Below are 24314 nucleotides of genomic sequence, written 5' to 3'. Positions count from 1 at the left end.
GCCGAATCGACAATCAGCTGACACGTGCCTTGCGCACACCATCAGCCAGGGCGGCACACAAACTCAACACGCCATCAATCGCCTGTTCCGCCGTATCGGCATTGGCGATATGGTCGATCAGCGCCGAGCCAACCACCACCCCATCAGCCAATCGTGCGATAGCCGCAGCCTGCTCCGGCGTACGAATACCGAAACCGATGCTGATCGGCAAATCGGTGTGGCGACGCAAGCGCGCCACGGCTTCTTCCACGTGCTCCAACGTCGCGGCACCGGCACCAGTCACACCCGCCACCGACACGTAATATACAAAGCCCGAACTGCCGTTGAGCACCGTCGGCAAACGCACGTCGTCGGTGGTTGGCGTGGTCAGACGGATGAAATCCAAACCAGCTGCCTGGGCCGGTTCGCACAGTTCGCTGTTGTGCTCGGGCGGCATGTCCACAACGATCAGGCCATCCACGCCGGATTCCAGCGCCTCGCCAATGAAACGCTGCACGCCATAACGGTGGATCGGGTTGAAGTACCCCATCAGCACCAGTGGTGTCTCGCTGTTGTCTTTGCGGAACTCACGAACCATCTGCAGGGTTTTCGCCAGGTTCTGCTGGGCGCCCAAAGCACGAATATTCGCCAACTGGATCGCCGGGCCGTCGGCCATCGGGTCGGTGAACGGCATGCCCAGCTCGATGACATCGGCACCGGCTGCTGGCAGGCCCTTGAGGATTGCCAGCGACGTGTCGTAGTCCGGGTCGCCAGCCGTGACGAACGTCACCAGGGCAGCACGGTTTTGTTCCTTGAGTTCGGCAAAACGGGTTTGCAGGCGGCTCATCAGTGTTTCTCCTGCTGGGACTGTTCCATGTGATGCATCACGGTTTGCATGTCTTTGTCGCCACGGCCGGACAGGTTGACCACCATCAGGTGATCCTTCGGCAGGTTGGGTGCGCGCTTGAACACTTCTGCCAGGGCATGGGCGCTTTCCAATGCAGGAATGATCCCTTCCAGTCGGCAGCATTTGTGAAAGGCTTCCAGGGCTTCGGCATCGGTCACCGAGGTGTACTGGACGCGGCCAATGTCGTGCAACCAGGCGTGTTCCGGACCGATACCGGGGTAGTCGAGACCTGCGGAAATCGAATGGGCGTCGATGATCTGACCGTCGTCGTCCTGCAACAGGAAGGTGCGGTTGCCGTGCAGTACACCGGGGACGCCGCCGTTCAGGCTCGCCGCGTGCTTACCGGTCTCGATACCATAACCGGCGGCTTCAACACCGATGATCTCGACACTCTTGTCGTCCAGGAACGGGTGGAACAGGCCCATGGCGTTGGAGCCGCCGCCGATGCACGCCACCAGGCTGTCCGGCAGGCGACCTTCCTGGGCTTGCAGTTGATCGCGGGTTTCCTTGCCGATCACGGCCTGGAAGTCACGCACCATCGCCGGATACGGATGCGGGCCTGCCACGGTGCCGATCAGGTAGAACGTGCTGTCAACGTTGGTGACCCAGTCGCGCAGGGCCTCGTTCATGGCGTCTTTGAGGGTACCGGTACCCGCGACCACCGGGATCACTTCGGCGCCCAGCAGCTTCATGCGGAACACGTTGGCCTGCTGGCGCTCGATGTCGGTGGTGCCCATGTAGATCACGCAATCGAGGCCAAAACGCGCGGCCACGGTGGCGGTCGCCACGCCGTGCATGCCGGCGCCGGTCTCGGCGATGATGCGTTTCTTGCCCATGCGCCGCGCCAGCAGGATCTGGCCGATGCAGTTGTTGATCTTGTGCGCGCCGGTGTGGTTCAGCTCTTCACGCTTGAGATAGATCTTGGCGCCGCCGCAGTATTCGGTCAGGCGCTCGGCAAAGTAGAGCGGACTTGGACGACCGACGTAATCGCGCTGGAAGTAGGCCAATTCCTCAATGAAGGCAGGATCTTCCTTCGCCACTTCATATTCGCGGGCCAGATCAAGGATCAGCGGCATCAGGGTTTCGGCCACATAGCGGCCACCGAACGCACCGAACAGGCCGTTGGCGTCGGGGCCACTGCGCAGGTTGAAGGGGGTCGTGGACTGGGTCATCGGGCGCTCCAAGCAAATGCGTTGAAAGACAATGAGGTTCACTCTACCCCTGACATCCGCCACTGAAAACCGATAAGATCGCCACAACCTGTCAGAAAATCTCACAGATCACATGAGCCACGACCTTCCCCCGCTCAACGCCTTGCGCGCCTTCGAGGCCACCGCCCGCCTGAACAGCGTAAGCCAGGCGGCCGAACAGCTGCACGTCACCCATGGCGCTGTAAGTCGACAGCTGAAGGTGCTGGAAGAACATTTGGGTGTCAGCCTGTTCATCAAGGATGGACGCGGCTTGAAACTCACAGATGCCGGCATGCGCCTGCGTGATGCCAGCACTGACGCGTTCGAGCGGTTACGCAGCGTGTGCGCGGAACTGACGCAAAGCACCGCCGATGCCCCGTTCGTCCTGGGCTGCTCGGGAAGCTTGCTGGCGCGCTGGTTTATTCCCCGCCTGGGCAGGCTCAATGCCGACCTGCCGGATTTGCGCCTGCACCTGTCCGCCGGCGAGGGCGACCTGGACCCCAGGCGACCGGGACTGGACGCCTTGCTGGTATTCGCCGAACCACCCTGGCCGGCCGACATGCAGGTGTATGAACTGGTGAGCGAGCGGATCGGCCCCGTGATGAGCCCGCACTACGCCGGATTTTCCCGCCTGCAGACCGCACCGGCCAGCGCGCTGCTGGACGAATCGTTGCTGCACACCACCTCCCGCCCACAGGCCTGGCCGACCTGGGCACAGCAAAACCACCTTGATCCGCGGGTATTGAAGTTCGGGCAAGGATTCGAGCATCTGTATTATTTGCTGGAGGCCGCCGTAGCGGGGCTCGGCGTGGCGATCGCGCCCGAGCCGCTGGTGGCTGAGGACGTGCGCGCCGGTCGCCTGGTCGCGCCGTGGGGTTTCGATGAAACGGCGGCGCGACTGGCGTTGTGGCTACCCAAGCGCGCCGCAGATGGACGTGCTCGGCAATTGGCCCAGTGGCTCAGGCATGAGCTGAGCCAACCGACTCAGTCTCCGCGTTTGCACAGCAAGTAAGCAGCCAGCAAACCAAGCGCACCGACCGCGACACCCGCTGTGGTCCATGGGTGTTCCTGCGCGTAGTCGCGTGTGGCGATCCCGGTTTCACGGGTTTTCACCTTGACCTCTTCATACGCGTCGCTGAGCAGATGGCGAGAATGTTTCAGGGCGTTCTCGGCATTGGCCTTGAGCGACTTGAGGGTCTTACGCGACTCGTCCGAAGCATCGTCCTTCAGGCTTTCCAACGACTTGAGCAGACTCTCGATCTCCGCTTCCATGCTTTGCAACGAGGCTTTGCGTAACGAATTGCTGGCCATGGTGGCTCTCTCCTGCAGTGGTTGAGTGGCGTGTGTGAATTGGGACTGCGGTCGTTTCTGAAAGTGCAGTAAATCTGAACTTCAGTGCGCAAACGGCGACACACGTATGACGAAAAATCGCTGCTAGGCTGTTAAAAACAACCAAGGAGAACCTCATGAGTAATCATCACACTTACAAAAAAGTCGAGCTGGTCGGCTCGTCTCCCACCAGCATTGAAGACGCCATCAATAACGCCTTGGCCGAGGCCAGCAAAAGCCTCAAGCACTTGGAGTGGTTCGAAGTCACGGAAACCCGCGGGCACATCGAAAACGGCCGGGCCGCGCACTTCCAGGTCACCCTCAAAGTCGGGTTCCGGATTGTGAATAGCTGAGGAACGATGAACTTGCACGCTGGCGGAGTGCCATAGGGAATGGCGATGCGCTATGGTACGCGCATTCTGTTTTTCCCATTACCTGCCCTATTTGATCCGACCAAGGAGTGCGAGCGATGAAAAAATTGATGGTAGCCCTGGGTTTGCTGAGCCTTGCCGGTGGTGCGTTTGCGGCCGGCACGCCCTGCGAAGCGCTGAAAAGCGAAATCGCGACGAAGCTGGATGCCAAGGGCGTGTCAGGTTATTCGCTGGAAATCGTCGATAAAGGCGCAGCGACCGACGGAAAAGTCGTAGGCACCTGTGAGGGCGGTACGAAAGAAATCGTCTATAAAAAGTGATTCTTTTCGAACGTCAAAGCCGACGCAGTGCGTCGGCTTTTTTATGCGCGTCATTCAGCCTTTCATGACCTGCGCCAGCAACTCGTATGAGTGCAAACGATCGGCATGCTCGTACAGGTCGCTGGTGAAAATCAGCTCATCGGCCTGGGTTTGCTCGATCAGCACGTCGAGCTTGGCGCGAATCTTCTGCGGACCGCCGACCATGGCCAGTCCCAAGAAATCGCCAACCGCTTCTTTCTCATGGGGCAACCAGAGGCCGTTCATGGTTTCGACCGGCGGACGCTGCACCAGGCTCTGGCCGCGCATCAGCGCCAGGATCCGCTGATACACCGACGTCGCCAGGTAATCGGCCTGTTCATCCGTATCCGCCGCCACCAGCGGCACGCCGAGCATTACATAAGGCTTGTCGAGCACGGCCGACGGCTTGAAATGGTTGCGGTAGATGCGAATTGCCTCGTGCATGTAGCGCGGTGCGAAATGGGAGGCGAACGCGTAGGGCAAACCGCGTTCACCGGCCAGTTGCGCACTGAACAGGCTCGACCCCAGCAACCATACCGGCACGTTGGTGCCGGTGCCGGGCATGGCGATGATGCGTTGGTCCGGGGTGCGCGGGCCGAGGTAGCGCATCAGTTCGGCCACGTCTTCGGGGAAATCGTCCGCGCTGCCGGAGCGCTCGCGACGCAGCGCCCGAGCAGTCATCTGGTCGGAACCGGGCGCACGCCCCAACCCCAGGTCGATTCGACCCGGGTAGAGGCTTTCCAGCGTGCCAAACTGTTCGGCGATGATCAACGGCGCGTGATTGGGCAACATGACGCCGCCGGAGCCGACACGAATGGTCGAAGTCCCCCCCGCCAGATAACCCAGCAGCACCGCCGTCGCGGAGCTGGCGATACCGTCCATGTTGTGGTGTTCGGCCACCCAGAAGCGGGTATAACCGTATTTTTCCACGTGCTGCGCCAGGTCCAGCGAATTGCGCAAGGACTGGGCAGCATTGCCATCGGCGCGGACAGGCACCAGGTCGAGGGTTGAGAATTTCACGTCGGACAGCTGTTTCATGGGCCGGGATCTCCAACGGCGTTCCGGGCTTTTCCCGAGGGCAAAAGCCTGCCGTTTTCTAAAGGTGTGTTCCATGCAATGTGGGCATATACCCGAGTTTCAATAGCTGCGAAGAATTTTCCTACTAAATTCGTCGGCTAATCGACAAGGTGAACTTTTCCGGGCGGTCTATCCTCACAACCCAGACAGCTAAAAAAATACCCAGGCGCGTCTCGCGCGCCGGATCTTCAGGAGGCAGACATGGCTATCATCAAGAAAGCATCGGCTCATTGGGAAGGTGACCTGAAAACCGGTATCGGTTCCATCTCCACGGAAACCGGTGTGCTGCGCGAAGCGCCCTACGGCTTCAAGGCGCGCTTCGAAGGCGGCAAGGGCACCAACCCAGAGGAATTGATCGGCGCGGCCCATGCCGGCTGCTTTTCCATGGCCTTTTCGATGATCCTCGGCGATGCCGGGCTCAAGGCCGACAGCATCGACACCAACGCAGAAGTGACCCTGGACCAGGTCGATGGCGGTTTCGCGATCACTGCAGTCAAGTTGGTGCTCAAGGCGAAAATCCCCGGCGCCAGCCAGGCGCAATTCGACGAACTGAGCAAGAAGGCCAAGGAAGGATGCCCGGTTTCCAAGGTGCTGAACGCCCAGATCACCCTGGATGCGACGCTGGTGAGCTGACGCATGAAAGGGTCGCAGCCTTCGCAGGCGCTGCCGAGGGCTGCGATTTCTTGAATACGGTCGAGCTGTTTACCCTGGCGCAATTATGGTCGAATGAAACCTGCAGTTTCAGCGCACAGGCAGTGCGCGCTGCCATGAGGAATTCGAACATGAAACGATCAGCCCTGGTGGTCATCGGTTGCGCATTCGCTGCATCTGCGCTTGCCGAACCGAAATCCTGTGAAGAGCTGAAAGCGGAAATCGAAGCGAAGATCCAAGCCAATAACGTATCGTCCTACACGTTGGAAATCGTCACCAACGACGAAGTCCACGATCAGAACATGGTGGTGGGCACTTGCGAAAACGGCACGAAGAAAATCATCTACCAGAAGAACGACCGCTAGAACACGCTACGGAACGCAATTGATTTGTCGCTCTTCGGCCACGATTTGACGCTTGGCGTCATAGAGCCGGGCGCTGGGCGTGAACGCCAGGTTGCGAGCCTCCAGCCGATAGCGCTGGCCGGCCTCGAAATGGTCATAACGCACGAGCATGTAGCACAGCCGCTCTTGCGGTTCGGCTTGCATGCCCAGCCCACCACCGCTAAACACTTCGAAGTCGAAGCGCACTTTCAGTTCGTGGCTGCCCGGCGAAACCTGAAAGAACCGGCCGTCTCGCAATCGCTGGCCATCCAGGCTTTCAGCCATCAGCATTTTGCCGCCCGGCATGGGGGTAGCGAAATCGATCCACGCCATGTTCGGATCGACCGGGGGCAGTGGGCTCGTTGCACAACCGCTCATGGAGACCAGGACCAGTAACAGCAGAGGTAAGCGCATGGTGAATTTCCTGAAATCAGACCCTGAGCATAGCGCCAATCACGTTTGTTGGCAGCCCGCCGGCGTACCTTGCCCCACCACCTTGCGTTGCTGATCGTAAAGCTTGGCCCATGGCCGGAAACCAATGCTGCCGGCCTGCAGCTGGTAACGTTGGCCGGCGTTGAAGTCCTTGAATTTCACGTTCAACCGGCAATCGCGCCACAGCGGCTCGGCATCCGGGCCGATGTTGCCGGGCTCGACGGCAAATTGATAACGCACCGTCAGTTCATGGCTGCCGGGTTGCACTTCGAAATAGCGCCGGTCGATGGACGTCTTGTCATCGACTTTTAGCGCTTGCAGCGCGGTGTCCTGCTGGCTTCCCAGGTCGATCCACGCTTGGGATGGATCAGGATCAGGCAAACCGGCGCAACCGGTCAGCAGCAACAGGCCGCTCGTCAGCATCAACACGCGCATAGCGAAGCTCCAGGCAAGCGAGATAGTCTTGTGGGCAGACTTCCCAGGGTGATTCCAATTGATCAGGCCGCATTCAAGCCATCGGTTACTCGACCGTGCTTTCCGGATTTTGTTTCCAGGCCTCCTGCTTTTGTTACTGAACGGTTGCTCAAGCGTCGGTTATTACAGCCAGCTCGTCGGTGGGCAATTGCGGTTGTTGCAAGCCCGGGAGCCTATCGACCAAGTCATTGCCGACCCTGCTCGCGATGCTCAACTGAAGGCGCACCTGACCCAGGCGCGTGAGGCACGGACGTTCGCCAGTGATCACCTGCATTTGCCGGACAATAAAAGTTATCGCCTGTATGCAGACATTGGCCGGCCGTTCGTAGTCTGGAATGTCTTCACCACGCCAGAGTTTTCCCTGGCGCCGCAAAATCATTGCTTCCCCATTGCCGGTTGCGTGGCTTATCGCGGTTATTACAGCCAGGGAGCCGCCCGTGGCGAGGCCGCATTGCAGCGTTTGCAGGGCATGGACGTGTCGATCGGTGGTGTGGAGGCCTACTCGACATTGGGTTGGTTCAACGATCCGATCCTGAGTTCGATGATGCATTGGGGCGACGAACGCCTGGCGACGCTGATCTTTCATGAACTGGCGCACCAGCGGTTTTATGTCAAGGACGACACCGAATTCAATGAGTCCTTCGCCACCTTCGTCGAGCAGGAAGGCAGCCGGCAATGGCGCGCCAGTCGTGGGCTGGCGCCGGATAACGGCAAGCACGCGCGCCAGCGCGACCAATTCATCCAATTGATTCTCGACACCCGCCAGCGCCTGGAAGCGCTCTACACCCAACCCCTGCCGACCGAACAGATGCGACAACGCAAGGCACAGGCATTCGAACGCCTGCGCACCGACTATGAGCGGTTGCGGGACACTCAATGGGCCGGTGACAAACGCTACGATGCCTGGGTCTATGCCCCACTGAACAATGCACGGCTGCTGCCGTTCGGGCTGTATGACCAGTGGGTGCCGGCGTTTGCGGCGCTGTTCAGGCGGGAGGGCGGGGACTGGATCAGGTTTTACGCAGCGGTGGCAAAGCTCGGCAAATTGCCGATAGAGGAACGCAAGGCGGCCTTGAAGGCGTTGGCGGCGCCGAAGACTTCTGCAGATTAGGCGGACGTCATCGCGAGCAAGCTCGCACAGGGGCATCCCCAAATCCTGTGGCGAGGGAGCTTGCTCCCGCTCGGCTGCGCAGCAGTCGTCGCTTTATAGGGCCGCTTCGCGACCCAGCGGGAGCAAGCTCCCTCGCCACCCCCCCAGCACAAAAAAGGGCATACCGATTCATCGGTATGCCCTTTTGATTGCCGCTTTCTTCCCCCTGGCTGAGGTACTTGCAGCAATTACGGGTTGACGCTTTCTTTCAGGAACTTGCCTGGTTTAAAGGCAACGGTGTTGCTGGCCTTGATCTTCACCGGCTCACCGGTCTGTGGGTTTTTGCCAGTGCGGGCGCCGCGGTGGCGTTGCAGGAAAGTGCCGAAGCCCACCAGGGTGACGCTATCCTTGCGGTGCAGGGCGCCGGTGATTTCCTCGAGGACGGCGTTGAGGACGCGGTTGGCTTGTTCTTTGGTGAGGTCTGCTTTTTCCGCGATGGCGGCGGCGAGTTCTGGTTTACGCATGAATGAAGCCCCTTTGACGGTTTTTTTGTTGTTATGTCCGTGCCGTTCTCTTTGGAACGGCCCCTAAGGCGCCGCAGGCTCTACTCTGCGGCAGACGGGAGTGAGGATGGCACGGTGCCGAAAACGGCGCCAGTGGCCGGGCGACCTTTGTGGGACCAAAAGTAGGGTTTTTGCGACAGAACGACCAGTATTTACGCCAGCAGGGGTGGAAGTTTCTTGTTCAGTGCCAGTTTCTCCATCACCGCCGTGCCTGTCAGGGCGTACCCCAACAGATTGCCTTGAGCGTCGCGGCATAGCGCCTTGATGTCCGCGCCCTGCCCTTCGACACTCCACACGCCCTCGCTACCTCGCGGTGGTGGCGACACCACCAGTGGGCACACCGGGGTTTTCACGGTAATCGGCATGGCGCCGTAGCTCACGGCGGTCGGGTTGCCGGCCAGGGTTTGGGCCAGGGCACGGGCGCAGCTCATCAGTGGCATGACGTACAGCAGGTTCAAGCCGTCGACCTCGGCACAGTCGCCCAGGGCGTAGATGTTGGCGTGGGAGGTCTTGAGGTGACGGTCGACCACTACGCCGCGATTGACCACCAGGCCGGCAGCGGCGGCCAGGTCGATGCGGGGACGCAAGCCGATGGCCGAGACCACCAGGTCACAGGCAATCACCTGGCCGTCGGACAAGTGGGCTTCCAACCCGTCGGCGACCCGTTGCAGGCGATTGAGCACCGGCCCCAGGTGGAAGCGCGCGCCGAGGCTTTCCAGCCCGGCCTGTACAGCCGCAGCGGCGGCCGGGTGCAGCAGGGTCGGCATGACTTGCTCGCACGGCGCCACCAATTGCACTTTATAGCCACCCAGGATCAGGTCGTTGGCGAACTCGCAGCCAATCAGCCCGGCGCCGAGCAGCAGCACGCGACGTTTGCCAGCCGCCGCTGCGCGAAAGCGTGCGTAGTCTTCCAGGTCGTTGATGGGGAAGATCAGGTCCGCGGCATCGCCCTGCACCGGCACGCGCACGGTTTCGGCGCCCCAGGCCAGGATCAGCTCGCGGTAGCTCACCGCTTCTTCGCCGATCCACAGCCGTTTGTGGCCCGGGTCGATGCCGCTGATGCGGGTATGGGTGCGCACTTCGGCCTTCAGTTGCTCGGCCATGGTCCCGGGCTCGGCCATGCTCAGGCCGTCGGCGTCTTTGTTTTTGCCAAAGCCCGTGGAAAGCATGGGCTTGGAGTACGAGCGACCGTCATCGGCGCTGATCAGCAGCAATGGGGTTTCGCTGTCGAGTTTGCGAAATTCCCGGGCCAGGTTGTAACCGGCCAGCCCCGTACCGACGATGACGACAGGTGCGCTCATGCTGCTCTCCATGTGATGCTTTCCATGCCAGTTGAGAAACGATCAGTTGATTTCGATCATTTCGAAATCCATCTTGCCGACGCCGCAGTCCGGGCACAGCCAGTCTGCCGGTACGTCTTCCCAACGGGTGCCAGGTGCGATGCCATCATCCGGCCAACCGTCGGCTTCGTTGTAGATCAGGCCGCAGACGATACATTGCCACTTTTTCATTCAGGTACTTCCTCAGGTGTCAGGCGTTTGCCGGTATAGGGTCGCTCGAGGCTGTTTTCCGGCTCAGGGCGTTTTGTACTGATCGGTCGTCGCAGATGCAAGCACGATCGGCAGTGCAGCAGGCCGGAGCCGTCAAAATCGGCGACCGTCATGGTAAGCTCGCGGCCTCATTTGTTGCCTATCAAGACCCTCGTGCCGCATACAAATTCGATATTTCCAACACTCCAATGGCTGCCCCAGCCCCTGCTGTCGCCCCGGCCCGATGCGGGTGTCCTCGACTGGCTGTTCGACGAAGGCTCCCTGACCCGGCGCCTGACGCACCTGTCGGACGGCCATTTCAGCGTGACGCCGTTGTTCGAAGGCTGGCAGCCGTTGCGCGCCGACGAATGCGCCGCCCTGGACCTGGCCGAGGGTAGCGAAGGCTGGGTACGCGAGGTGTATCTGCGCGGCCATGACCAGCCGTGGGTGTTCGCCCGCAGTGTGGCGGCGCGCGGCGCCTTGCAGGGTGACGGCTTGCAGATGGACGAACTGGGCAGCCGTTCCCTGGGGGAGTTGCTGTTTTGTGACCAGGCGTTCCAGCGCCGAGCCATCGAAGTTTGCCATTACCCCGACGCCGGGTTGCCCGAAGAAGTGCGCGCCAGCGGGCTGTGGGGTCGCCGCTCACGTTTCGACCGCGGTGCATTGAGCGTGCTAGTGGCGGAAATCTTCCTGCCGCGCCTGTGGACCGTCGCCCGTGCCTATTCGGAGAATTGCTGATGTACGTGCAACTGCTCAAATCCTTGAACCGCCTGAACCCGCGGGCCTGGGACTTCGTGCAACTGACCCGCATGGACAAGCCCATTGGCATCTACCTGCTGCTGTGGCCGACGTTGTGGGCGCTATGGATTGCCGGTGAAGGCTCACCGTCCATCGTCAACCTGGTGATTTTCGTCCTCGGCGTGGTGCTGACCCGCGCCGGCGGCTGTGTGATCAATGACTGGGCCGACCGCAAGGTGGACGGTCACGTCAAGCGCACCGAGCAGCGCCCGCTGGTGAGCGGCAAGATCAGTTCGAAAGAGGCGCTGGTGTTCTTCGCCGTGCTGATGAGCGTGAGTTTCCTGCTGGTGCTGTGCACCAACGCCCCGACTATCCTGCTCTCCCTCGGTGGCTTGGCGCTGGCGTTCAGTTACCCGTTCATGAAGCGCTATACCTACTACCCGCAAGTGGTGCTGGGCGCGGCGTTCTCCTGGGGCATGCCGATGGCGTTCACCGCCGAAACCGGTCATCTGCCGGCCGCCGCCTGGTTGCTGTACATCGCCAACCTGCTGTGGACGGTGGGCTACGACACCTATTACGCAATGACCGACCGGGACGATGACCTGCGCATTGGCGTGAAATCTACGGCAATTCTGTTTGGCGATGCCGACCGGGTGATCATCCTGACGTTGCAAGGCCTGGCCTTGGGCTGCCTGCTGCTGGCCGGGGCGAAGTTCGAACTGGGCGGCTGGTTCCACCTGGGGCTGGTGGCCGCTGCCGCGTGCTTCGCCTGGGAGTTCTGGTACACCCGTGGCAGGGACCGGATGCGCTGCTTCCAGGCGTTTTTGCACAACCATTGGGCCGGGTTGGCGATTTTCGTGGGGATCGTGCTGGATTACGCGTTGCGCTGAAGCCACATCAATTCGGCACACGCTGAACCCGTGGCGAGGGAGCTTGCTCCCGCTCGGTTGCGCAGCAACCGCAAAATCTTGGGGCCGCTACGCAGCCCAGCGGGAGCAAGCTCCCTCGCCACAAGAGCATCCGCTCGGCGCCGTGCCCATCAGTGGGGCTTGGCGACCTTCCAGGCGCCGTCCATCAAGCCGTCACCGGTCATGTCACCGGCCTTTGTATCCTTCACAAAGGTGTACAGCGGCTTGCCATCGTAGGCCCACTGCTTCTTTCGGTCATCGCGGGTGATCACGGTCCATTTGCCCATGGACTTGTCGCTTTCTTCGGCCATGAGCGGCGGCCAGTTGGCGGCGCACTTGTCGTTGCACATCGACTTGCCGCCCGAGTCTTTGGCAAACGTATACAACGTCATGTTTTGGTGGTCCGTCAGTATGTCCTTCTCTTTATCGACCATCGCCGGCTCAGCCGCGAATGCCCATGTCGGCAGCGCCAGGGCAGCCGTTACCGCCAGTGCCCGGATGGATTGGGTAAGGTAAGTCATGGAAACCTTCTTGTGTGGTTGTCAGGATTCGGACTGAAAAGCTTAGTCCAGGATCCCCTTCGCTGCCGCTCGAGGAAATAACTGTCACACGACTGCAATAATTCCGTTATCTAATGCGGCGCAAGACAGTTAAATGACAAGAGGATTACCCCATGGTTGGCAGGAGCATTCTGATCGTCGACGACGAGGCGCCCATCCGCGAGATGATCGCCGTTGCGTTGGAGATGGCCGGCTATGACTGCATGGAAGCAGAAAACTCTCAACAGGCCCACGCCATCATCGTCGACCGCAAGCCCGACCTGATTCTGCTGGACTGGATGCTGCCCGGCACCTCAGGCATCGAATTGGCGCGACGCCTCAAGCGCGATGAGCTGACCGGTGATATTCCGATCATCATGCTCACCGCCAAGGGCGAAGAGGACAACAAGATCCAGGGCCTGGAAGTGGGCGCCGACGACTACATCACCAAGCCCTTCTCCCCACGGGAGCTGGTGGCGCGCCTGAAGGCCGTGCTGCGTCGCGCTGGCCCCACCGACGGCGAAGCACCGATCGAAGTCGGCGGCCTGCTGCTGGACCCCATCAGTCACCGCGTGACCATCGACGGCAAGCCCGCCGAGATGGGCCCCACGGAATACCGCCTGCTGCAATTCTTCATGACCCACCAGGAGCGTGCCTACACCCGTGGCCAACTGCTGGACCAGGTCTGGGGCGGTAACGTCTACGTGGAAGAGCGCACCGTGGATGTGCACATCCGACGCCTGCGCAAGGCCCTCGGCGACGCCTACGAAAATCTGGTACAAACCGTGCGCGGCACCGGTTATCGTTTTTCTACCAAGGCCTGATCCGAGCCCTTACCGCCCGACAAGCTGACAAGGACGCGCGTCACGTGAATCAAAACTGGCATGGCACCCTGATTCGCCACATGTTGTTGCTGGTGACCGGCTGTCTGGTGATCGGCCTGATCAGCGGCTATTACGGCTGGAGCCTGGCCGCGGGCCTGGGGCTTTACCTGGCCTGGACCCTCAAGCAACTGCTGCGCCTGCATGAATGGCTACGCCTGCACCAACCCGACGAAGCCCCGCCCGACGGCTATGGCCTGTGGGGTGAGGTGTTCGACAGCATTTACCACCTGCAACGGCGCGACCAGCGCGTGCGCGGGCGCCTGCAAGCGGTGATCGACCGTGTCCAGGAGTCCACTGCGGCACTCAAAGACGCCGTGATCATGCTCGACAGCGATGGCAACCTGGAATGGTGGAACCGCGCCGCCGAAACCCTGTTGGGCCTCAAGACGCCACAGGACAGCGGCCAGCCGGTGACCAACCTGGTGCGTCATCCGCGCTTCAAGGAATATTTCGAGCAAGCCAATTACGCCGAGCCCCTGGAAATTCCTTCGCCCACCAATGATCGGCTACGTATCCAGCTGTACATCACGCGCTATGGCAACAATGAGCATTTGATGCTGGTACGCGACGTCACGCGCATCCATCAGTTGGAACAGATGCGCAAGGACTTCATCGCCAACGTCTCCCACGAACTGCGCACGCCATTGACGGTGATCTGTGGTTATCTGGAAACCCTGCTCGACAACGTCGAGGAAGTGAACCCGCGCTGGAGCCGGGCCTTGCAGCAGATGCACCAGCAAAGCGGGCGCATGCAGACCCTGCTCAACGACTTGCTGCTGCTGGCTAAGCTGGAAGCCACCGATTACCCGTCGGACAACCAGCCAGTGCCCATCGACGATCTGCTGCAAACCATTGTCGAAGACGCGCAGGAACTGTCCGGCTCCAAGCAGCAGACCATCACCCTGGAAGCCGATGCGGCCGTGCAGCTCAAAGGCAGCGAGGCGGAACTGCGCAGTGCGTTTTCCAACCTGGTGTTCAACGCGGTCAAATACACGCCGGAGCAAGGCCGGATCCATGTGCGCTGGTGGGGCGATGAGCAAGGCGCGCACCTGAGCGTGCGTGATTCGGGCATTGGCATCGACAGCAAACACCTGCCGCGCCTGACCGAACGCTTCTACCGTGTCGACTCCAGCCGCAACTCCAATACCGGCGGCACCGGGCTGGGCCTGGCCATCGTCAAACACGTCCTGCTGCGCCATCGCGCCCGCATGGAAATCAGCAGCGTACCCGGCCATGGCAGCACCTTTACCTGCCATTTCGCTCCGACCCAGGTGGTTCGCGCACGCCTCGCCCGCCCCGCTGATTGAGCACGCCCCCTAGGCAATCGCCGAGTCAGCCGCTACATTGACTGACTTGTGCCTGCCTTTTCAGGCGCTCATTTTCAATTCCTACGACTATACGGAACCCGCAAAACTCCATCATGGACCCTTCCCCTGGCTTGTCCCTCGTCACACTTTTCGCCGAATTCGGCATGATTCTTTTTGCTCTGATCCTGGTTTTGCTCAACGGTTTTTTCGTTGCGGCCGAATTCGCCATGGTCAAGCTGCGCTCGACCCGGGTCGAAGCCATTGCCGAGCAGAACGGCTGGCGCGGGCACATCCTGCGCACCGTTCATAGCCAGCTCGACGCTTACCTGTCGGCGTGCCAGTTGGGTATCACCCTGGCCTCCCTGGGCCTGGGCTGGGTCGGTGAGCCGGCGTTCGCCCATATCCTCGAGCCGTTGCTGGGCGCAGTCGGCGTACAGTCGCCGGAAGTGATCAAGGGCGTGTCGTTCTTCACCGCGTTCTTCATCATTTCGTACCTGCACATCGTGGTCGGTGAACTGGCGCCCAAATCCTGGGCCATTCGCAAACCCGAGCTGCTGTCGCTGTGGACCGCCGTGCCGCTGTACCTGTTCTACTGGGCGATGTACCCGGCGATCTACCTGCTCAACGCCAGCGCCAACGCCATCCTGCGCATCGCCGGCCAAGGCGAACCCGGCCCGCATCACGAGCACCATTACAGCCGCGAAGAACTGAAACTGATCCTGCACTCCAGCCGTGGCCAGGACCCGAGCGACCAGGGCATGCGCGTGCTGGCCTCGGCCGTGGAAATGGGCGAGCTGGAAGTGGTGGACTGGGCCAACTCCCGGGAAGACCTGGTGACGCTGGAATTCAACGCGCCGCTCAAGGAAATCCTGGCGATGTTCCGGCGCCACAAGTTCAGCCGTTATCCGGTGTATGACAGCGAGCGCCAGGAGTTCGTCGGCCTGCTGCACATCAAGGACCTGCTGCTGGAACTGGCGGCCCTGGATCACATTCCCGAGTCGTTCAACCTGGCCGAACTGACCCGGCCGCTGGAGCGGGTGTCGCGGCACATGCCGCTATCGCAATTGCTGGAGCAGTTCCGCAAGGGCGGTTCGCACTTCGCCTTGGTCGAGGAGGCCGACGGCAACATCATCGGTTACCTGACCATGGAAGACGTGCTGGAAGTGTTGGTGGGTGACATCCAGGACGAACACCGCAAAGCCGAACGCGGCATCCTGGCCTACCAGCCGGGCAAACTGCTGGTACGGGGTGATACGCCGCTGTTCAAGGTCGAGCGCCTGCTGGGGATCGACCTGGACCACATCGAAGCCGAAACCTTGGCTGGGTTGGTCTATGAAACCCTCAAGCGCGTGCCGGAAGAGGAAGAAGTGCTGGAAGTCGAAGGCCTGCGGATCATCATCAAGAAGATGAAAGGGCCGAAGATCATCCTGGCGAAGGTGTTGATGCTCGATTGAGTATCGACCGGCCCCCAAGCCTCTAACACGATCCCTGTGGCGAGGGAGCTTGCTCCCGCTGGGCAGCGAAGCGGCCCCAAAAGCGACGACTGCTTCGCAGCCGAGCGGGAGCAAGCTCCCTCGCCACAGGGGATCGGTGTGACCTGGGTTATTGCTTGCCCAACGCAAAGTTGGGCAGGTCGCCCACCGGTTGATTGAACTGGTAGGGAATCGACATCAACCCCAGGCCGGTATTGCGCTGCACCACGAAATGCAGGTGCGGGCCTGAGCTGTTGCCGGTGTTGCCCGACAACGCCAGCGGCGTGCCCACCCCGACCCGCTGCCCTTCCCGTACGCTCACCGAACCTTTCTGCAAGTGCAGGTAGACGCCCATGGTCCCGTCATCGTGCAGCACCCGAACGAAGTTGCCCGAAGGGTCGTCCCCGCGGCCGGTCTGCTCGTTTTCGGTCTTGATGACCACGCCGCCCCGCGCCGCGATGATCGGCGTGCCCACGGGCATGGCAATGTCCATGGCGTAGCGGTTCTTCGGGCCGTAATGGCTGTACTGGCCGTTGGCACCCTGGCTCAGCCGGAACGGCCCACCACGCCACGGCAACGGGTACTGATAGGCCTGTGCCGCGCCAGCGGGGTCGCCCAGGGAATATTCGAACCTTGGGGTGTAGACCAGCGGCCTCCCGGGCTGAGTGGCCGTGAGCAGCGCCAGGCGCAGGTTGCTGCGCGCCGGTAGCACCCGACGAATCGGCCTGCTCGGTGCCCCGCTGACGTTGCGAAGCCCGGCGAAACTCAACTCGATCTCCACCGGCGCATACAAATCGTTGCGCACGAACACCGCGTCCGCGCCATTCTGCTTCTTGATATCCAGGAACACCTGTCGCTCCAGGCGCTCGACCATGCGGTCGCGGAACACGAACACCTGGGCGCCCTTGCTGGGGCGGTCGCTATAGGACACCACGCCATTGGCATCGGTGGATTTGTAGATCGTCATGGCCACGGCCGAGGTGGAGGCCAGGACAAGACCACAGGCAAACAGCAGGGGAGCGAGCATGGGTAAAGTTCTGTCGAAAAATGAAGGCCTGCACAGCAGCCTAGCAGCTGGGATGGACCAGCGTAGTCGACGGATGTTTCAAAATTGGATCAGCGATCGGTGTTGGTGATCGTTCCTACGCTCTGCGTGGCAATGCAGCCCGGGACGCTCCGCGTCCCCTCAAGCGCCGAACGCAGAGCGTCCGTAGAGGCATCCCACGCGGAGCATGGGAACGATCTGCGGCTGTATCAGGCGCCCGGCACGAAGTGCTTCTGCGCGGTGCCGCGGGCGATCAGGCGGGAGATGTAGTCGAGTTTCTGCGGGTCTTTGTCGACGAAGCGGAACGTCAACTGCAGCCATTCGCTATCGGGCGTCTGTTCATGGGCGACAATGGCGTGCAGGTAGCCGTTGAGACGAGCGGTTTCAGCGTTGTCGCCCTGCTCCATGTCCAGCACCGCACCTTCGAGGACTTGCGGCAGGGAGTCGGAGCGCTTGACCACCAGCAGCGCTTCCTTGAGGCTCAGGGCCTTGATCACGCATTGCTGGGTACCGCTGGACAGGCGCAACTGGCCTTGGCCGCGGTTGGCCGACGAAGCGGTGGCGGCTACCGGCGCCTTGACCGGTGGGCTGTTTAGCAAGCCACGCGCCGGAGCGGCTGCAGCAGGGGCGGCGGGGGCGGGGGCCGAAGCCACAGCGGCAACCGGAGCCTTGCCGCCCGTCAGGGCGCTTAAGGAGTCATTGCCGAACGCCGAGTTCATCTTGGTCGGGGCACTGTTCATCAGCGTGTCGAGCTTGCCGACCTTATGCAGGGCCTGCTTGACCTTGGTCAGTAGCTGCTCGTTGGTGAACGGCTTGCTGACGTAGCCGGAAACGCCGGCCTGGATGGCTTGGACCACGTTTTCCTTGTCGCCGCGGCTGGTGACCATCACGAACGGCATGCCCTTGAGGTTGTCCTGCTGGCGACACCAGGTCAGCAGTTCCAGGCCGGACATTTCCGGCATTTCCCAATCGCACAACACCAGGTCGAACGCTTCGCGAGCCAGCAGGGCTTGGGCTTTCTTGCCGTTCACCGCGTCTTCGATGCGCACGCCCGGGAAGTAGTTGCGCAGGCACTTCTTCACCAGGTCACGAATGAACGAAGCATCGTCCACGACCAACACACTGACCTTACTCATCCAGATACACCTCTAAAAAATCCCGGCAAGCATACCGCTTTTACTGATGGCACATCGCCAAAAACCTTCAGTCACGCCGGGACCTTTCGTTCGCGGGGTGCTGCTTTCGATAAAAAAAAACCCAAAAAAAAGCCCGACCAGAAGGCCGGGCACTTTTCCTGGCAATCTTACTTATCGTCAGCTCCGTCCGGAACATTAGCAGTTTCGGACGGGGTGCCCTCAACTTCTTCCTTCATGCGCTTGAGCCCCAGATGCCGGACATCGGTGCCGCGCACCAGGTAGATGACAAGTTCCGAGATGTTGCGCGCATGATCGCCGATGCGCTCCAGAGAACGTAGCACCCAGATGATGCTCAATACCCGGGAGATGGAGCGCGGGTCTTCCATCATGTAAGTCGCCAGCTCCCGCAGGGCGGTCTTGTACTCGCGGTCGATGATCTTGTCGTACTGGGCCACCGACAACGCCAGGTCGGCGTCGAAGCGGGCAAAGGCGTCCAGTGCATCGCGGACCATGTTGCGCACCTGGTCGCCAATATGGCGCACCTCGACGTAACCGCGCGGCGCTTCGCCTTCTTCGCACAACTGGATGGCTCGACGGGCAATCTTGGTGGCTTCGTCGCCGATCCGCTCCAGGTCGATCACCGACTTGGAAATGCTGATGATCAAGCGCAGGTCGGAAGCCGCCGGCTGACGACGGGCGAGGATGCGCAGGCACTCCTCGTCGATGTTGCGCTCCATCTGGTTGATCTGGTCGTCGATCTCGCGCACTTGCTGGGCCAGGCCCGAATCGGCCTCGATCAGCGCGGTCACCGCGTCGTTGACCTGCTTTTCCACCAGCCCGCCCATGGCCAGCAGGTGGCTGCGCACCTCCTCCAGCTCGGCGTTGAACTGTGCGGAAATGTGATGGGTGAGGCCTTCCTTCGAAATCATGGTTTTGCTCCGCAAAAGCTGTGAGCTGCAAGCTACAAGCTGCAAGCTGATGTGTGTCGTTACGCTAAACTGCTTTTACTTGCCGCTTGAAGCTTGCGGCTCGCAGCGGCCGCTAGCCATAGCGGCCCGTAATGTAGTCCTCGGTCTGCTTCTTGGCCGGATTGGTGAACAGCGTATCGGTGTCGCCGAACTCCACCAGTTTGCCCATGTACATGAACGCGGTGTAATCGGAAACCCGCGCCGCCTGTTGCATGTTGTGGGTCACGATGACGATGGTGAACTTGGACTTGAGCTCGTAGATCAGTTCTTCGACTTTCAGCGTCGAGATCGGGTCCAGGGCCGAGCAGGGTTCGTCGAGCAGCAGCACTTCCGGCTCCACGGCGATGGTGCGGGCGATCACCAGGCGCTGCTGTTGACCGCCGGACAGGCCCAGGGCCGACTCATGCAGGCGGTCCTTGACCTCATCCCACAACGCCGCGCCCTTGAGGGCCCATTCCACGGCTTCGTCGAGGATGCGCTTCTTGTTGATGCCCTGGATGCGCAAGCCGTAGACCACGTTCTCGTAGATGGTTTTCGGGAACGGGTTGGGCTTCTGGAACACCATGCCCACGCGACGACGCAGCTCGGCCACATCTTCGCCCTTGCGGTAGATGTTGTTGCCGTAGAGGTTGATTTCCCCTTCGACGCGGCAGCCGTCCACCAGGTCGTTCATGCGGTTGAAGGTCCGCAGCAAGGTTGACTTGCCGCAGCCCGATGGACCGATGAACGCGGTGACGCGCTGTTTCGGGATGTTCAGGCTGACGTCGTACAGTGCCTGCTTCTGGCCGTAGAACAGGTTCAGGCCGGGCACTTCGATGGCGACGGTTTCTTCGGCCAGGTTCAGGCTCTGCTTGTCGCGGCCCAGGGCCGACATGTTGATGCCGTGTGTATGTGCTTCGTGTTGCATGGTCTCACTCCGTTCGTAGCTGCAAGCTTCTAGCTGCAAGCTGCAAGTTTGAGCAAAAGCGGCCTGTAGCTTGCCGCTTGTGGCTAATGACTTTTAGCTATCCAACGCTTTGTATTTCTCGCGCAGGTGGTTACGGATCCACACTGCCGACAGGTTGAGCGTGGCGATCACCAGCACCAGCAGCAGCGCCGTGGCGTACACCAGCGGTCGCGCCGCTTCGACGTTCGGGCTCTGGAAGCCCACGTCATAGATATGGAAGCCCAGGTGCATGATCTTCTGGTCTAGGTGCAGGTACGGGTAGTTGCCGTCCAGCGGCAGCGACGGGGCCAGTTTCACCACGCCTACCAGCATCAACGGCGCCACTTCACCGGCAGCACGGGCCACGGCGAGGATCATCCCGGTCATCATCGCCGGGCTCGCCATGGGCAGGACAATTTTCCACAGGGTCTCGGCCTTGGTCGCACCAAGGGCCAGGGAGCCTTCGCGCACGGTACGCGGGATCCGCGCCAGGCCTTCCTCGGTGGCCACGATCACCACCGGCACCGCCAGCAGCGCCAGGGTCAGGGACGCCCAGAGCAGGCCCGGGGTGCCGAAGGTCGGCGCCGGCAAGGCCTCGGGGAAGAACAAGCGATCGACCGAACCACCCAGCACGTAGACGAAGAAGCCCAGGCCAAACACTCCGTAAACGATGGCCGGAACGCCGGCCAGGTTGTTCACCGCGATGCGGATCAGGCGGGTCATCGGGCCCTGACGGGCATATTCACGCAAGTAGACCGCCGCCAGCACGCCGAACGGCGTCACGATCATCGCCATGATCAGGGTCATCATCACAGTGCCGAAAATCGCCGGGAAGATACCGCCTTCGGTGTTGGCTTCACGCGGGTCGTCGCTGAGGAATTCCCAGACCTTGCTGACGTAGAAACCCATCTTGGTGAACGTGCCCATGCCGTTTGGCTGGTAGGCGTGCACCACTTTGCCGATTTCGATTTCCACTTCCTTGCCGTTGGCATCGCGGGCGGTCAGGCTGTCGCGATTGAACTGTGCATGCAGGTCGGCCAGGCGCGCTTCGATGTCCTTGTAGCGGGCATTGAGCTCGGCGCGCTCGCTTTCCAGGTCCGCCTGGGCAGAAGCGTCGAGCTTGCCGTCCAGCTCCAGTTTGCGACCGTGCAGACGGATGCGTTCCAGGCCGGCGTTGATTGCACCGATGTCGACTTTTTCCAGGGTCTTGAGCTCGGAGGCCAACTGGTTGACGCGCTCTACGCGAGCCTGCAGTTGCGGCCAGGCGGCCTCGCCTTCGGCGATGACCTTGCCGTTTTCCTTGACGTTGACCAGGTAGCCGTAGAAGTTGCCCCACTCACGACGCTCGATGGCCATCAGCTCCGGCGGCGTAGTCTGGTTGGTCAGCCAGTCGCCGACGATCCAGGTGAAGTCGGTGCCGTTCAGGTCCCGGTTGCCCACCTTGATCAGTTCGCGGGTCATGAACTCGGGGCCTTCGTCCGGCACCGGCAGGCCAGCGCTTTTCAGGCGCTCACGAGGCACTTCTTCCTTCTGCACGACTTCGCCGACCACCAGGTGCGCAGGCATGCCCGGCACGTTGTAGCTGGCGTGGACCAGGTCCGCCGGCCAGAAGTGGCCCAGGCCGCGCACGGCGATCACCGCCAGCAGGCCAATGGTCATGATGACCGCGATGGACACCGCGCCACCGCTGATCCAGACGCCGGGGGCGCCGCTCTTGAACCATCCTTTCAGGGAGTTCTGTTTCACAGACTTCTACCTTTCTTAAAGCGACGAATATTTCTTGCGCAGACGCTGACGGATCAGCTCGGCGAGGGTGTTCATGACGAAGGTGAACAACAGCAGCACCAGGGCCGACAGGAACAGCACGCGATAATGGCTGCCGCCGACTTCCGACTCAGGCATCTCCACCGCCACGTTGGCCGCCAGGGTGCGCAGGCCTTCGAACAGGTTCATTTCCATGACCGGCGTGTTACCGGTGGCCATCAGCACGATCATGGTCTCGCCCACCGCACGGCCCATGCCGATCATCAGCGCCGAGAAGATGCCGGGGCTGGCGGTGAGGATCACCACGCGGGTCATGGTCTGCCACGGCGTGGCACCGAGGGCCAGGGAGCCCAGGGTCAGGCCACGCGGCACGCTGAACACGGCGTCTTCGGCGATGGAATAGATGTTCGGGATCACCGCGAAGCCCATCGCCAGGCCGACCACCAGGGCGTTGCGCTGGTCGTAGGTGATGCCCAGGTCATGGGAGATCCACATGCGCATGTCGCCGCCGAAGAACCACGCTTCCATGTACGGGCTCATGTACAGCGAGAGCCAGCCCACGAACAGGATCACCGGGATCAGCAGGGCGCTTTCCCAGCCGTCCGGCACTCTCAGGCGAATGGATTCCGGCAGCCGGCTGAAGACGAAACCGGCGACCAGGATGCCAATTGGCAGCAACATCAGCAGGCTGAAAATACCCGGCAGGTGCCCTTCGACGTACGGCGCCAGGAACAGGCCGGCGAAGAACCCGAGGATCACCGTCGGCATCGCTTCCATCAGCTCGATCACCGGCTTGACCTTGCGGCGCATGCCCGGGGCCATGAAGTAGGCGGTGTAGATCGCGGCGGCAATGGCCAGCGGTGCGGCCAGCAACATCGCGTAGAACGCCGCTTTCAGGGTGCCGAAGGTCAGCGGCGAAAGGCTCATCTTGGGTTCGAAGTCGGTGTTGGCGGCGGTCGATTGCCAGACGTACTTGGGTTCGTCGTAGTTTTCGTACCAGACCTTGCTCCACAACGCGCTCCACGACACTTCCGGGTGCGGATTGTCCAGCGTCAACGGTTGCAGCTTGCCGCCCTGTTCAACGATCAGGCGGTTGGCCCGTGGCGACATGCCGAACAGGCCCTGGCCGTCGACCACCTGGTCCACCAGCAGAGTACGGTGGGCGGTGCTGTGGAACACGCCAAGCTTGCCGGCGGCGTCGAGCGCAACAAAGCCTTTGCGACGTTCTTCGGCGCTGATCTCGACGATGGGCGTACTGCCCATCTGGAAGGTACGAATCTGTTTGAAGCGCAACTCGCCGTCCGGATCGCGGGCCATGAACCACTGGGCCAGGCCGCCCTTGGAGTCGCCGATGATCAGCGAGATCCCGCCCACCAGCTGGGTGGCGGCGGTGACTTGGGCGTCGGCGTTCTCGAGCAGCTTGTAGCGGCCATTGAGACTCTTGTCCCGCAGGCTGAACACGTCGGCCTGGGCACGTCCGTTAACCACATACAGCCATTGCTGACGCGGGTCGACGAAGATGTTCTTCACCGGCTCGGTCATCTGCGGCAGGTCGATGCGGGTCTGCTCGCTGGTGACCTCACCGGTCATCATGTTTTCTTCGCTGGTGAGCGACATCACTTGCAGTTGGGCACCGCTGGAACCGGCCAGCAGCAGGGTCGAGTCGGTGGCGTTGAGGCTGACATGTTCCAGGGCCGCGCCCTGTTCGTTCAATGCAATCGGCGTCTCGCCGTAAGGGTATTCGACGGCAGGCGAGATGGTTTTCTTGCCGTCCGGGTAGCTGACCTTATAGGTGTGACGAAATACCAGGGCTTGGCCGTTGGACAGACCGATTGCCACCAGCGGGCTGCCGGGCTGGTCTTCGCCAATGGCGGTCACGCTGGCGCCGGCCGGAATCGGCAGGTCGATGCGGCGCAGTTCGGCGCCACTGCTGATGTCGAAGAACAGCGCCTGGCCCTTGTCGGAAACCCGCATGGCGACTTGGTTCTGTTCTTCGATGGAGATCATCAAGGGTTTGCCGGCGTCTTGCATCCAGGCCGGGGTGATCGAGTCCTTGGCGGTCAGGTCCGCGCCCTGGAACAGGGGCAGCACCACGTAGGCCAGGAAAAAGAAGATCAACGTAATGGCAGCGAGGACAGCGAGGCCGCCGACCAGCACGTACCAGCGGGTCAGGCGATCCTTGAGCGCGCGAATACGGCGCTTGCGTTGCAGCTCAGGCGTATTGAAGTCAATGCGCTTGGGAGGGGAAGTCGTAGTCATTGTGGAGTTGGCCAGATCATTCATGCGCACACCCTAGCGATCCTGTATGACAGAAA

The 24314-nt window shown here is 61.3% G+C and carries 28 protein-coding genes; 11 read left to right on the top strand and 17 right to left on the bottom strand.

Annotation, left to right across the window (positions count from 1 at the left end):
- Window positions 1-13: 13 nt before the first annotated feature.
- Together trpA and trpB are read right to left on the bottom strand one after the other, a co-directional pair.
- Complete coding sequence (trpA, locus tag V7773_RS22175; protein WP_063323533.1) at window positions 14-826, bottom strand: tryptophan synthase subunit alpha; 813 nt, start codon at window positions 824-826, stop codon at window positions 14-16.
- Window positions 826-2058, bottom strand: a complete 1233-nt coding sequence (trpB, locus tag V7773_RS22170) for a tryptophan synthase subunit beta (RefSeq protein ID WP_092150691.1) — start codon at window positions 2056-2058, stop codon at window positions 826-828. Before trpB ends, trpA begins: the two co-directional genes overlap by 1 nt.
- A 112-nt stretch (window positions 2059-2170) precedes the next feature.
- Between trpB and V7773_RS22165 the strand changes: the two genes are divergently transcribed.
- Window positions 2171-3088, top strand: a complete 918-nt coding sequence (locus V7773_RS22165; RefSeq protein ID WP_092464476.1) for a LysR family transcriptional regulator — start codon at window positions 2171-2173, stop codon at window positions 3086-3088.
- Here V7773_RS22165 and V7773_RS22160 read toward each other — a convergent pair.
- Entirely contained in the window at window positions 3061-3387 is a 327-nt protein-coding gene (locus V7773_RS22160; protein ID WP_003196426.1) for a DUF883 family protein, read from the bottom strand. The two genes, V7773_RS22165 and V7773_RS22160, sit on opposite strands and share 28 nt — an antisense overlap.
- A 155-nt stretch (window positions 3388-3542) precedes the next feature.
- Between V7773_RS22160 and V7773_RS22155 the strand changes: the two genes are divergently transcribed.
- Both V7773_RS22155 and V7773_RS22150 read left to right on the top strand, forming a co-directional pair.
- A complete protein-coding gene (locus V7773_RS22155) occupies window positions 3543-3758 on the top strand; it encodes a dodecin (protein WP_336075140.1) in 216 nt (71 codons plus the stop codon).
- A gap of 116 nt (window positions 3759-3874) precedes the next feature.
- Window positions 3875-4096 carry a DUF1161 domain-containing protein gene (locus tag V7773_RS22150; protein WP_336075139.1) on the top strand — a complete coding sequence of 74 codons (222 nt, stop codon included), beginning with the start codon at window positions 3875-3877 and terminating at the stop codon, window positions 4094-4096.
- A 54-nt stretch (window positions 4097-4150) separates the two neighbouring features.
- Here the strand turns inward: V7773_RS22150 and V7773_RS22145 are convergent, their stop codons facing one another.
- Complete coding sequence (locus V7773_RS22145; RefSeq protein WP_063323537.1) at window positions 4151-5152, bottom strand: LLM class flavin-dependent oxidoreductase; 1002 nt, start codon at window positions 5150-5152, stop codon at window positions 4151-4153.
- Between the two features lie 240 nt (window positions 5153-5392).
- Between V7773_RS22145 and V7773_RS22140 the strand changes: the two genes are divergently transcribed.
- Together V7773_RS22140 and V7773_RS22135 are read left to right on the top strand one after the other, a co-directional pair.
- On the top strand, window positions 5393-5824 hold the full coding sequence (locus V7773_RS22140) for an OsmC family protein (protein WP_092150685.1): 432 nt from the start codon (window positions 5393-5395) through the stop codon (window positions 5822-5824).
- A 149-nt stretch (window positions 5825-5973) separates the two neighbouring features.
- Complete coding sequence (locus V7773_RS22135) at window positions 5974-6207, top strand: DUF1161 domain-containing protein (protein ID WP_092150682.1); 234 nt, start codon at window positions 5974-5976, stop codon at window positions 6205-6207.
- 6 nt (window positions 6208-6213) lie between these two features.
- On the opposite strand, the gene V7773_RS22130 is transcribed toward V7773_RS22135, so the two are convergent.
- Together V7773_RS22130 and V7773_RS22125 are read right to left on the bottom strand one after the other, a co-directional pair.
- On the bottom strand, window positions 6214-6639 hold the full coding sequence (locus tag V7773_RS22130; protein WP_063323539.1) for a PA0061/PA0062 family lipoprotein: 426 nt from the start codon (window positions 6637-6639) through the stop codon (window positions 6214-6216).
- 39 nt (window positions 6640-6678) lie between these two features.
- Window positions 6679-7092 carry a PA0061/PA0062 family lipoprotein gene (locus V7773_RS22125; protein WP_092150679.1) on the bottom strand — a complete coding sequence of 138 codons (414 nt, stop codon included), beginning with the start codon at window positions 7090-7092 and terminating at the stop codon, window positions 6679-6681.
- A gap of 58 nt (window positions 7093-7150) precedes the next feature.
- On the opposite strand from V7773_RS22125, the gene V7773_RS22120 reads away from it, so the two are divergent.
- On the top strand, window positions 7151-8242 hold the full coding sequence (locus V7773_RS22120; protein ID WP_092150676.1) for an aminopeptidase: 1092 nt from the start codon (window positions 7151-7153) through the stop codon (window positions 8240-8242).
- Window positions 8243-8469: 227 nt separating this feature from the next.
- On the opposite strand, the gene V7773_RS22115 is transcribed toward V7773_RS22120, so the two are convergent.
- The 4 genes from V7773_RS22115 to V7773_RS22100 form a co-directional block, all read right to left on the bottom strand.
- Complete coding sequence (locus tag V7773_RS22115; RefSeq protein ID WP_063323541.1) at window positions 8470-8745, bottom strand: HU family DNA-binding protein; 276 nt, start codon at window positions 8743-8745, stop codon at window positions 8470-8472.
- Between the two features lie 191 nt (window positions 8746-8936).
- Window positions 8937-10085, bottom strand: coding sequence for an NAD(P)/FAD-dependent oxidoreductase (locus V7773_RS22110; RefSeq protein ID WP_336075134.1), 1149 nt, complete (start codon window positions 10083-10085; stop codon window positions 8937-8939).
- 42 nt (window positions 10086-10127) lie between these two features.
- Entirely contained in the window at window positions 10128-10295 is a 168-nt protein-coding gene (locus tag V7773_RS22105) for a rubredoxin (protein WP_003177199.1), read from the bottom strand.
- Window positions 10292-10447 carry a hypothetical protein gene (locus tag V7773_RS22100; RefSeq protein WP_158265817.1) on the bottom strand — a complete coding sequence of 52 codons (156 nt, stop codon included), beginning with the start codon at window positions 10445-10447 and terminating at the stop codon, window positions 10292-10294. Before V7773_RS22100 ends, V7773_RS22105 begins: the two co-directional genes overlap by 4 nt.
- Window positions 10448-10487: 40 nt before the next feature.
- Between V7773_RS22100 and V7773_RS22095 the strand changes: the two genes are divergently transcribed.
- Entirely contained in the window at window positions 10488-11051 is a 564-nt protein-coding gene (locus V7773_RS22095; RefSeq protein ID WP_336075133.1) for a chorismate--pyruvate lyase family protein, read from the top strand.
- The gene (gene ubiA, locus V7773_RS22090) at window positions 11051-11941 is read left to right on the top strand and encodes a 4-hydroxybenzoate octaprenyltransferase (protein WP_336075132.1); all 891 of its coding nucleotides are present in this window, start codon (window positions 11051-11053) and stop codon (window positions 11939-11941) included. The genes V7773_RS22095 and ubiA overlap by 1 nt, the downstream gene beginning before the upstream one ends.
- 149 nt (window positions 11942-12090) lie before the next feature.
- Here the strand turns inward: ubiA and V7773_RS22085 are convergent, their stop codons facing one another.
- Window positions 12091-12480: a COG4315 family predicted lipoprotein gene (locus V7773_RS22085; RefSeq protein WP_092225714.1), complete on the bottom strand. Its 390-nt coding sequence runs from the start codon at window positions 12478-12480 to the stop codon at window positions 12091-12093.
- A gap of 152 nt (window positions 12481-12632) precedes the next feature.
- Here V7773_RS22085 and phoB point away from each other — a divergent pair, with 152 nt between their 5' ends.
- From phoB to V7773_RS22070, 3 genes are all read left to right on the top strand, one after another.
- Window positions 12633-13322, top strand: coding sequence for a phosphate regulon transcriptional regulator PhoB (phoB, locus tag V7773_RS22080; protein WP_003177195.1), 690 nt, complete (start codon window positions 12633-12635; stop codon window positions 13320-13322).
- A gap of 80 nt (window positions 13323-13402) precedes the next feature.
- Entirely contained in the window at window positions 13403-14689 is a 1287-nt protein-coding gene (gene phoR, locus V7773_RS22075) for a phosphate regulon sensor histidine kinase PhoR (RefSeq protein WP_256572599.1), read from the top strand.
- Between the two features lie 113 nt (window positions 14690-14802).
- Window positions 14803-16143 (top strand): hemolysin family protein, encoded by a 1341-nt coding sequence (locus V7773_RS22070; protein WP_014335895.1) that lies wholly within the window; start codon window positions 14803-14805, stop codon window positions 16141-16143.
- Between the two features lie 148 nt (window positions 16144-16291).
- On the opposite strand, the gene V7773_RS22065 is transcribed toward V7773_RS22070, so the two are convergent.
- From V7773_RS22065 to V7773_RS22040, 6 genes are all read right to left on the bottom strand, one after another.
- Window positions 16292-17188, bottom strand: a complete 897-nt coding sequence (locus V7773_RS22065; RefSeq protein ID WP_336075128.1) for a M23 family metallopeptidase — start codon at window positions 17186-17188, stop codon at window positions 16292-16294.
- A gap of 227 nt (window positions 17189-17415) precedes the next feature.
- Window positions 17416-18342, bottom strand: a complete 927-nt coding sequence (locus tag V7773_RS22060) for a response regulator (RefSeq protein ID WP_092150661.1) — start codon at window positions 18340-18342, stop codon at window positions 17416-17418.
- A gap of 167 nt (window positions 18343-18509) precedes the next feature.
- Window positions 18510-19271 carry a phosphate signaling complex protein PhoU gene (gene phoU, locus V7773_RS22055; protein WP_063323546.1) on the bottom strand — a complete coding sequence of 254 codons (762 nt, stop codon included), beginning with the start codon at window positions 19269-19271 and terminating at the stop codon, window positions 18510-18512.
- 112 nt (window positions 19272-19383) lie between these two features.
- Window positions 19384-20217 (bottom strand): phosphate ABC transporter ATP-binding protein PstB, encoded by an 834-nt coding sequence (gene pstB / locus V7773_RS22050; RefSeq protein ID WP_063323547.1) that lies wholly within the window; start codon window positions 20215-20217, stop codon window positions 19384-19386.
- Window positions 20218-20310: 93 nt separating this feature from the next.
- Complete coding sequence (gene pstA / locus V7773_RS22045; protein WP_063323548.1) at window positions 20311-21981, bottom strand: phosphate ABC transporter permease PstA; 1671 nt, start codon at window positions 21979-21981, stop codon at window positions 20311-20313.
- 15 nt (window positions 21982-21996) lie between these two features.
- Complete coding sequence (locus V7773_RS22040; RefSeq protein ID WP_336075125.1) at window positions 21997-24282, bottom strand: ABC transporter permease subunit; 2286 nt, start codon at window positions 24280-24282, stop codon at window positions 21997-21999.
- Window positions 24283-24314 lie beyond the last annotated feature (32 nt).

Origin of the sequence: Pseudomonas sp. 3JA, assembly GCF_036961705.1 — a bacterium.
GTDB classification, from domain to species: Bacteria; Pseudomonadota; Gammaproteobacteria; order Pseudomonadales; family Pseudomonadaceae; genus Aquipseudomonas; species Aquipseudomonas fluorescens_Q.
Note: the sequence above shows the minus strand (reverse complement) of the source record. Positions and strands in the feature narration are given on the sequence as shown.

Coding starts and splice junctions, on each gene's coding strand:
- V7773_RS22130 (WP_063323539.1), bottom strand. CDS start 6,639: ATGCGCTTACCTCTGCTGTTACTGGTCCTGGTCTCCATGAGCGGTTGT.
- V7773_RS22060 (WP_092150661.1), bottom strand. CDS start 18,342: ATGAGTAAGGTCAGTGTGTTGGTCGTGGACGATGCTTCGTTCATTCGT.
- V7773_RS22070 (WP_014335895.1), top strand. CDS start 14,803: ATGGACCCTTCCCCTGGCTTGTCCCTCGTCACACTTTTCGCCGAATTC.
- V7773_RS22040 (WP_336075125.1), bottom strand. CDS start 24,282: ATGAATGATCTGGCCAACTCCACAATGACTACGACTTCCCCTCCCAAG.
- V7773_RS22115 (WP_063323541.1), bottom strand. CDS start 8,745: ATGCGTAAACCAGAACTCGCCGCCGCCATCGCGGAAAAAGCAGACCTC.
- V7773_RS22125 (WP_092150679.1), bottom strand. CDS start 7,092: ATGCGCGTGTTGATGCTGACGAGCGGCCTGTTGCTGCTGACCGGTTGC.
- V7773_RS22155 (WP_336075140.1), top strand. CDS start 3,543: ATGAGTAATCATCACACTTACAAAAAAGTCGAGCTGGTCGGCTCGTCT.
- V7773_RS22165 (WP_092464476.1), top strand. CDS start 2,171: ATGAGCCACGACCTTCCCCCGCTCAACGCCTTGCGCGCCTTCGAGGCC.
- trpA (WP_063323533.1), bottom strand. CDS start 826: ATGAGCCGCCTGCAAACCCGTTTTGCCGAACTCAAGGAACAAAACCGT.
- phoR (WP_256572599.1), top strand. CDS start 13,403: ATGTTGTTGCTGGTGACCGGCTGTCTGGTGATCGGCCTGATCAGCGGC.
- V7773_RS22135 (WP_092150682.1), top strand. CDS start 5,974: ATGAAACGATCAGCCCTGGTGGTCATCGGTTGCGCATTCGCTGCATCT.
- V7773_RS22110 (WP_336075134.1), bottom strand. CDS start 10,085: ATGAGCGCACCTGTCGTCATCGTCGGTACGGGGCTGGCCGGTTACAAC.
- V7773_RS22100 (WP_158265817.1), bottom strand. CDS start 10,447: ATGACGGTCGCCGATTTTGACGGCTCCGGCCTGCTGCACTGCCGATCG.
- pstB (WP_063323547.1), bottom strand. CDS start 20,217: ATGCAACACGAAGCACATACACACGGCATCAACATGTCGGCCCTGGGC.
- V7773_RS22105 (WP_003177199.1), bottom strand. CDS start 10,295: ATGAAAAAGTGGCAATGTATCGTCTGCGGCCTGATCTACAACGAAGCC.
- V7773_RS22150 (WP_336075139.1), top strand. CDS start 3,875: ATGAAAAAATTGATGGTAGCCCTGGGTTTGCTGAGCCTTGCCGGTGGT.
- V7773_RS22065 (WP_336075128.1), bottom strand. CDS start 17,188: ATGCTCGCTCCCCTGCTGTTTGCCTGTGGTCTTGTCCTGGCCTCCACC.
- V7773_RS22140 (WP_092150685.1), top strand. CDS start 5,393: ATGGCTATCATCAAGAAAGCATCGGCTCATTGGGAAGGTGACCTGAAA.
- phoB (WP_003177195.1), top strand. CDS start 12,633: ATGGTTGGCAGGAGCATTCTGATCGTCGACGACGAGGCGCCCATCCGC.
- V7773_RS22145 (WP_063323537.1), bottom strand. CDS start 5,152: ATGAAACAGCTGTCCGACGTGAAATTCTCAACCCTCGACCTGGTGCCT.
- phoU (WP_063323546.1), bottom strand. CDS start 19,271: ATGATTTCGAAGGAAGGCCTCACCCATCACATTTCCGCACAGTTCAAC.
- V7773_RS22160 (WP_003196426.1), bottom strand. CDS start 3,387: ATGGCCAGCAATTCGTTACGCAAAGCCTCGTTGCAAAGCATGGAAGCG.
- trpB (WP_092150691.1), bottom strand. CDS start 2,058: ATGACCCAGTCCACGACCCCCTTCAACCTGCGCAGTGGCCCCGACGCC.
- V7773_RS22085 (WP_092225714.1), bottom strand. CDS start 12,480: ATGACTTACCTTACCCAATCCATCCGGGCACTGGCGGTAACGGCTGCC.
- ubiA (WP_336075132.1), top strand. CDS start 11,051: ATGTACGTGCAACTGCTCAAATCCTTGAACCGCCTGAACCCGCGGGCC.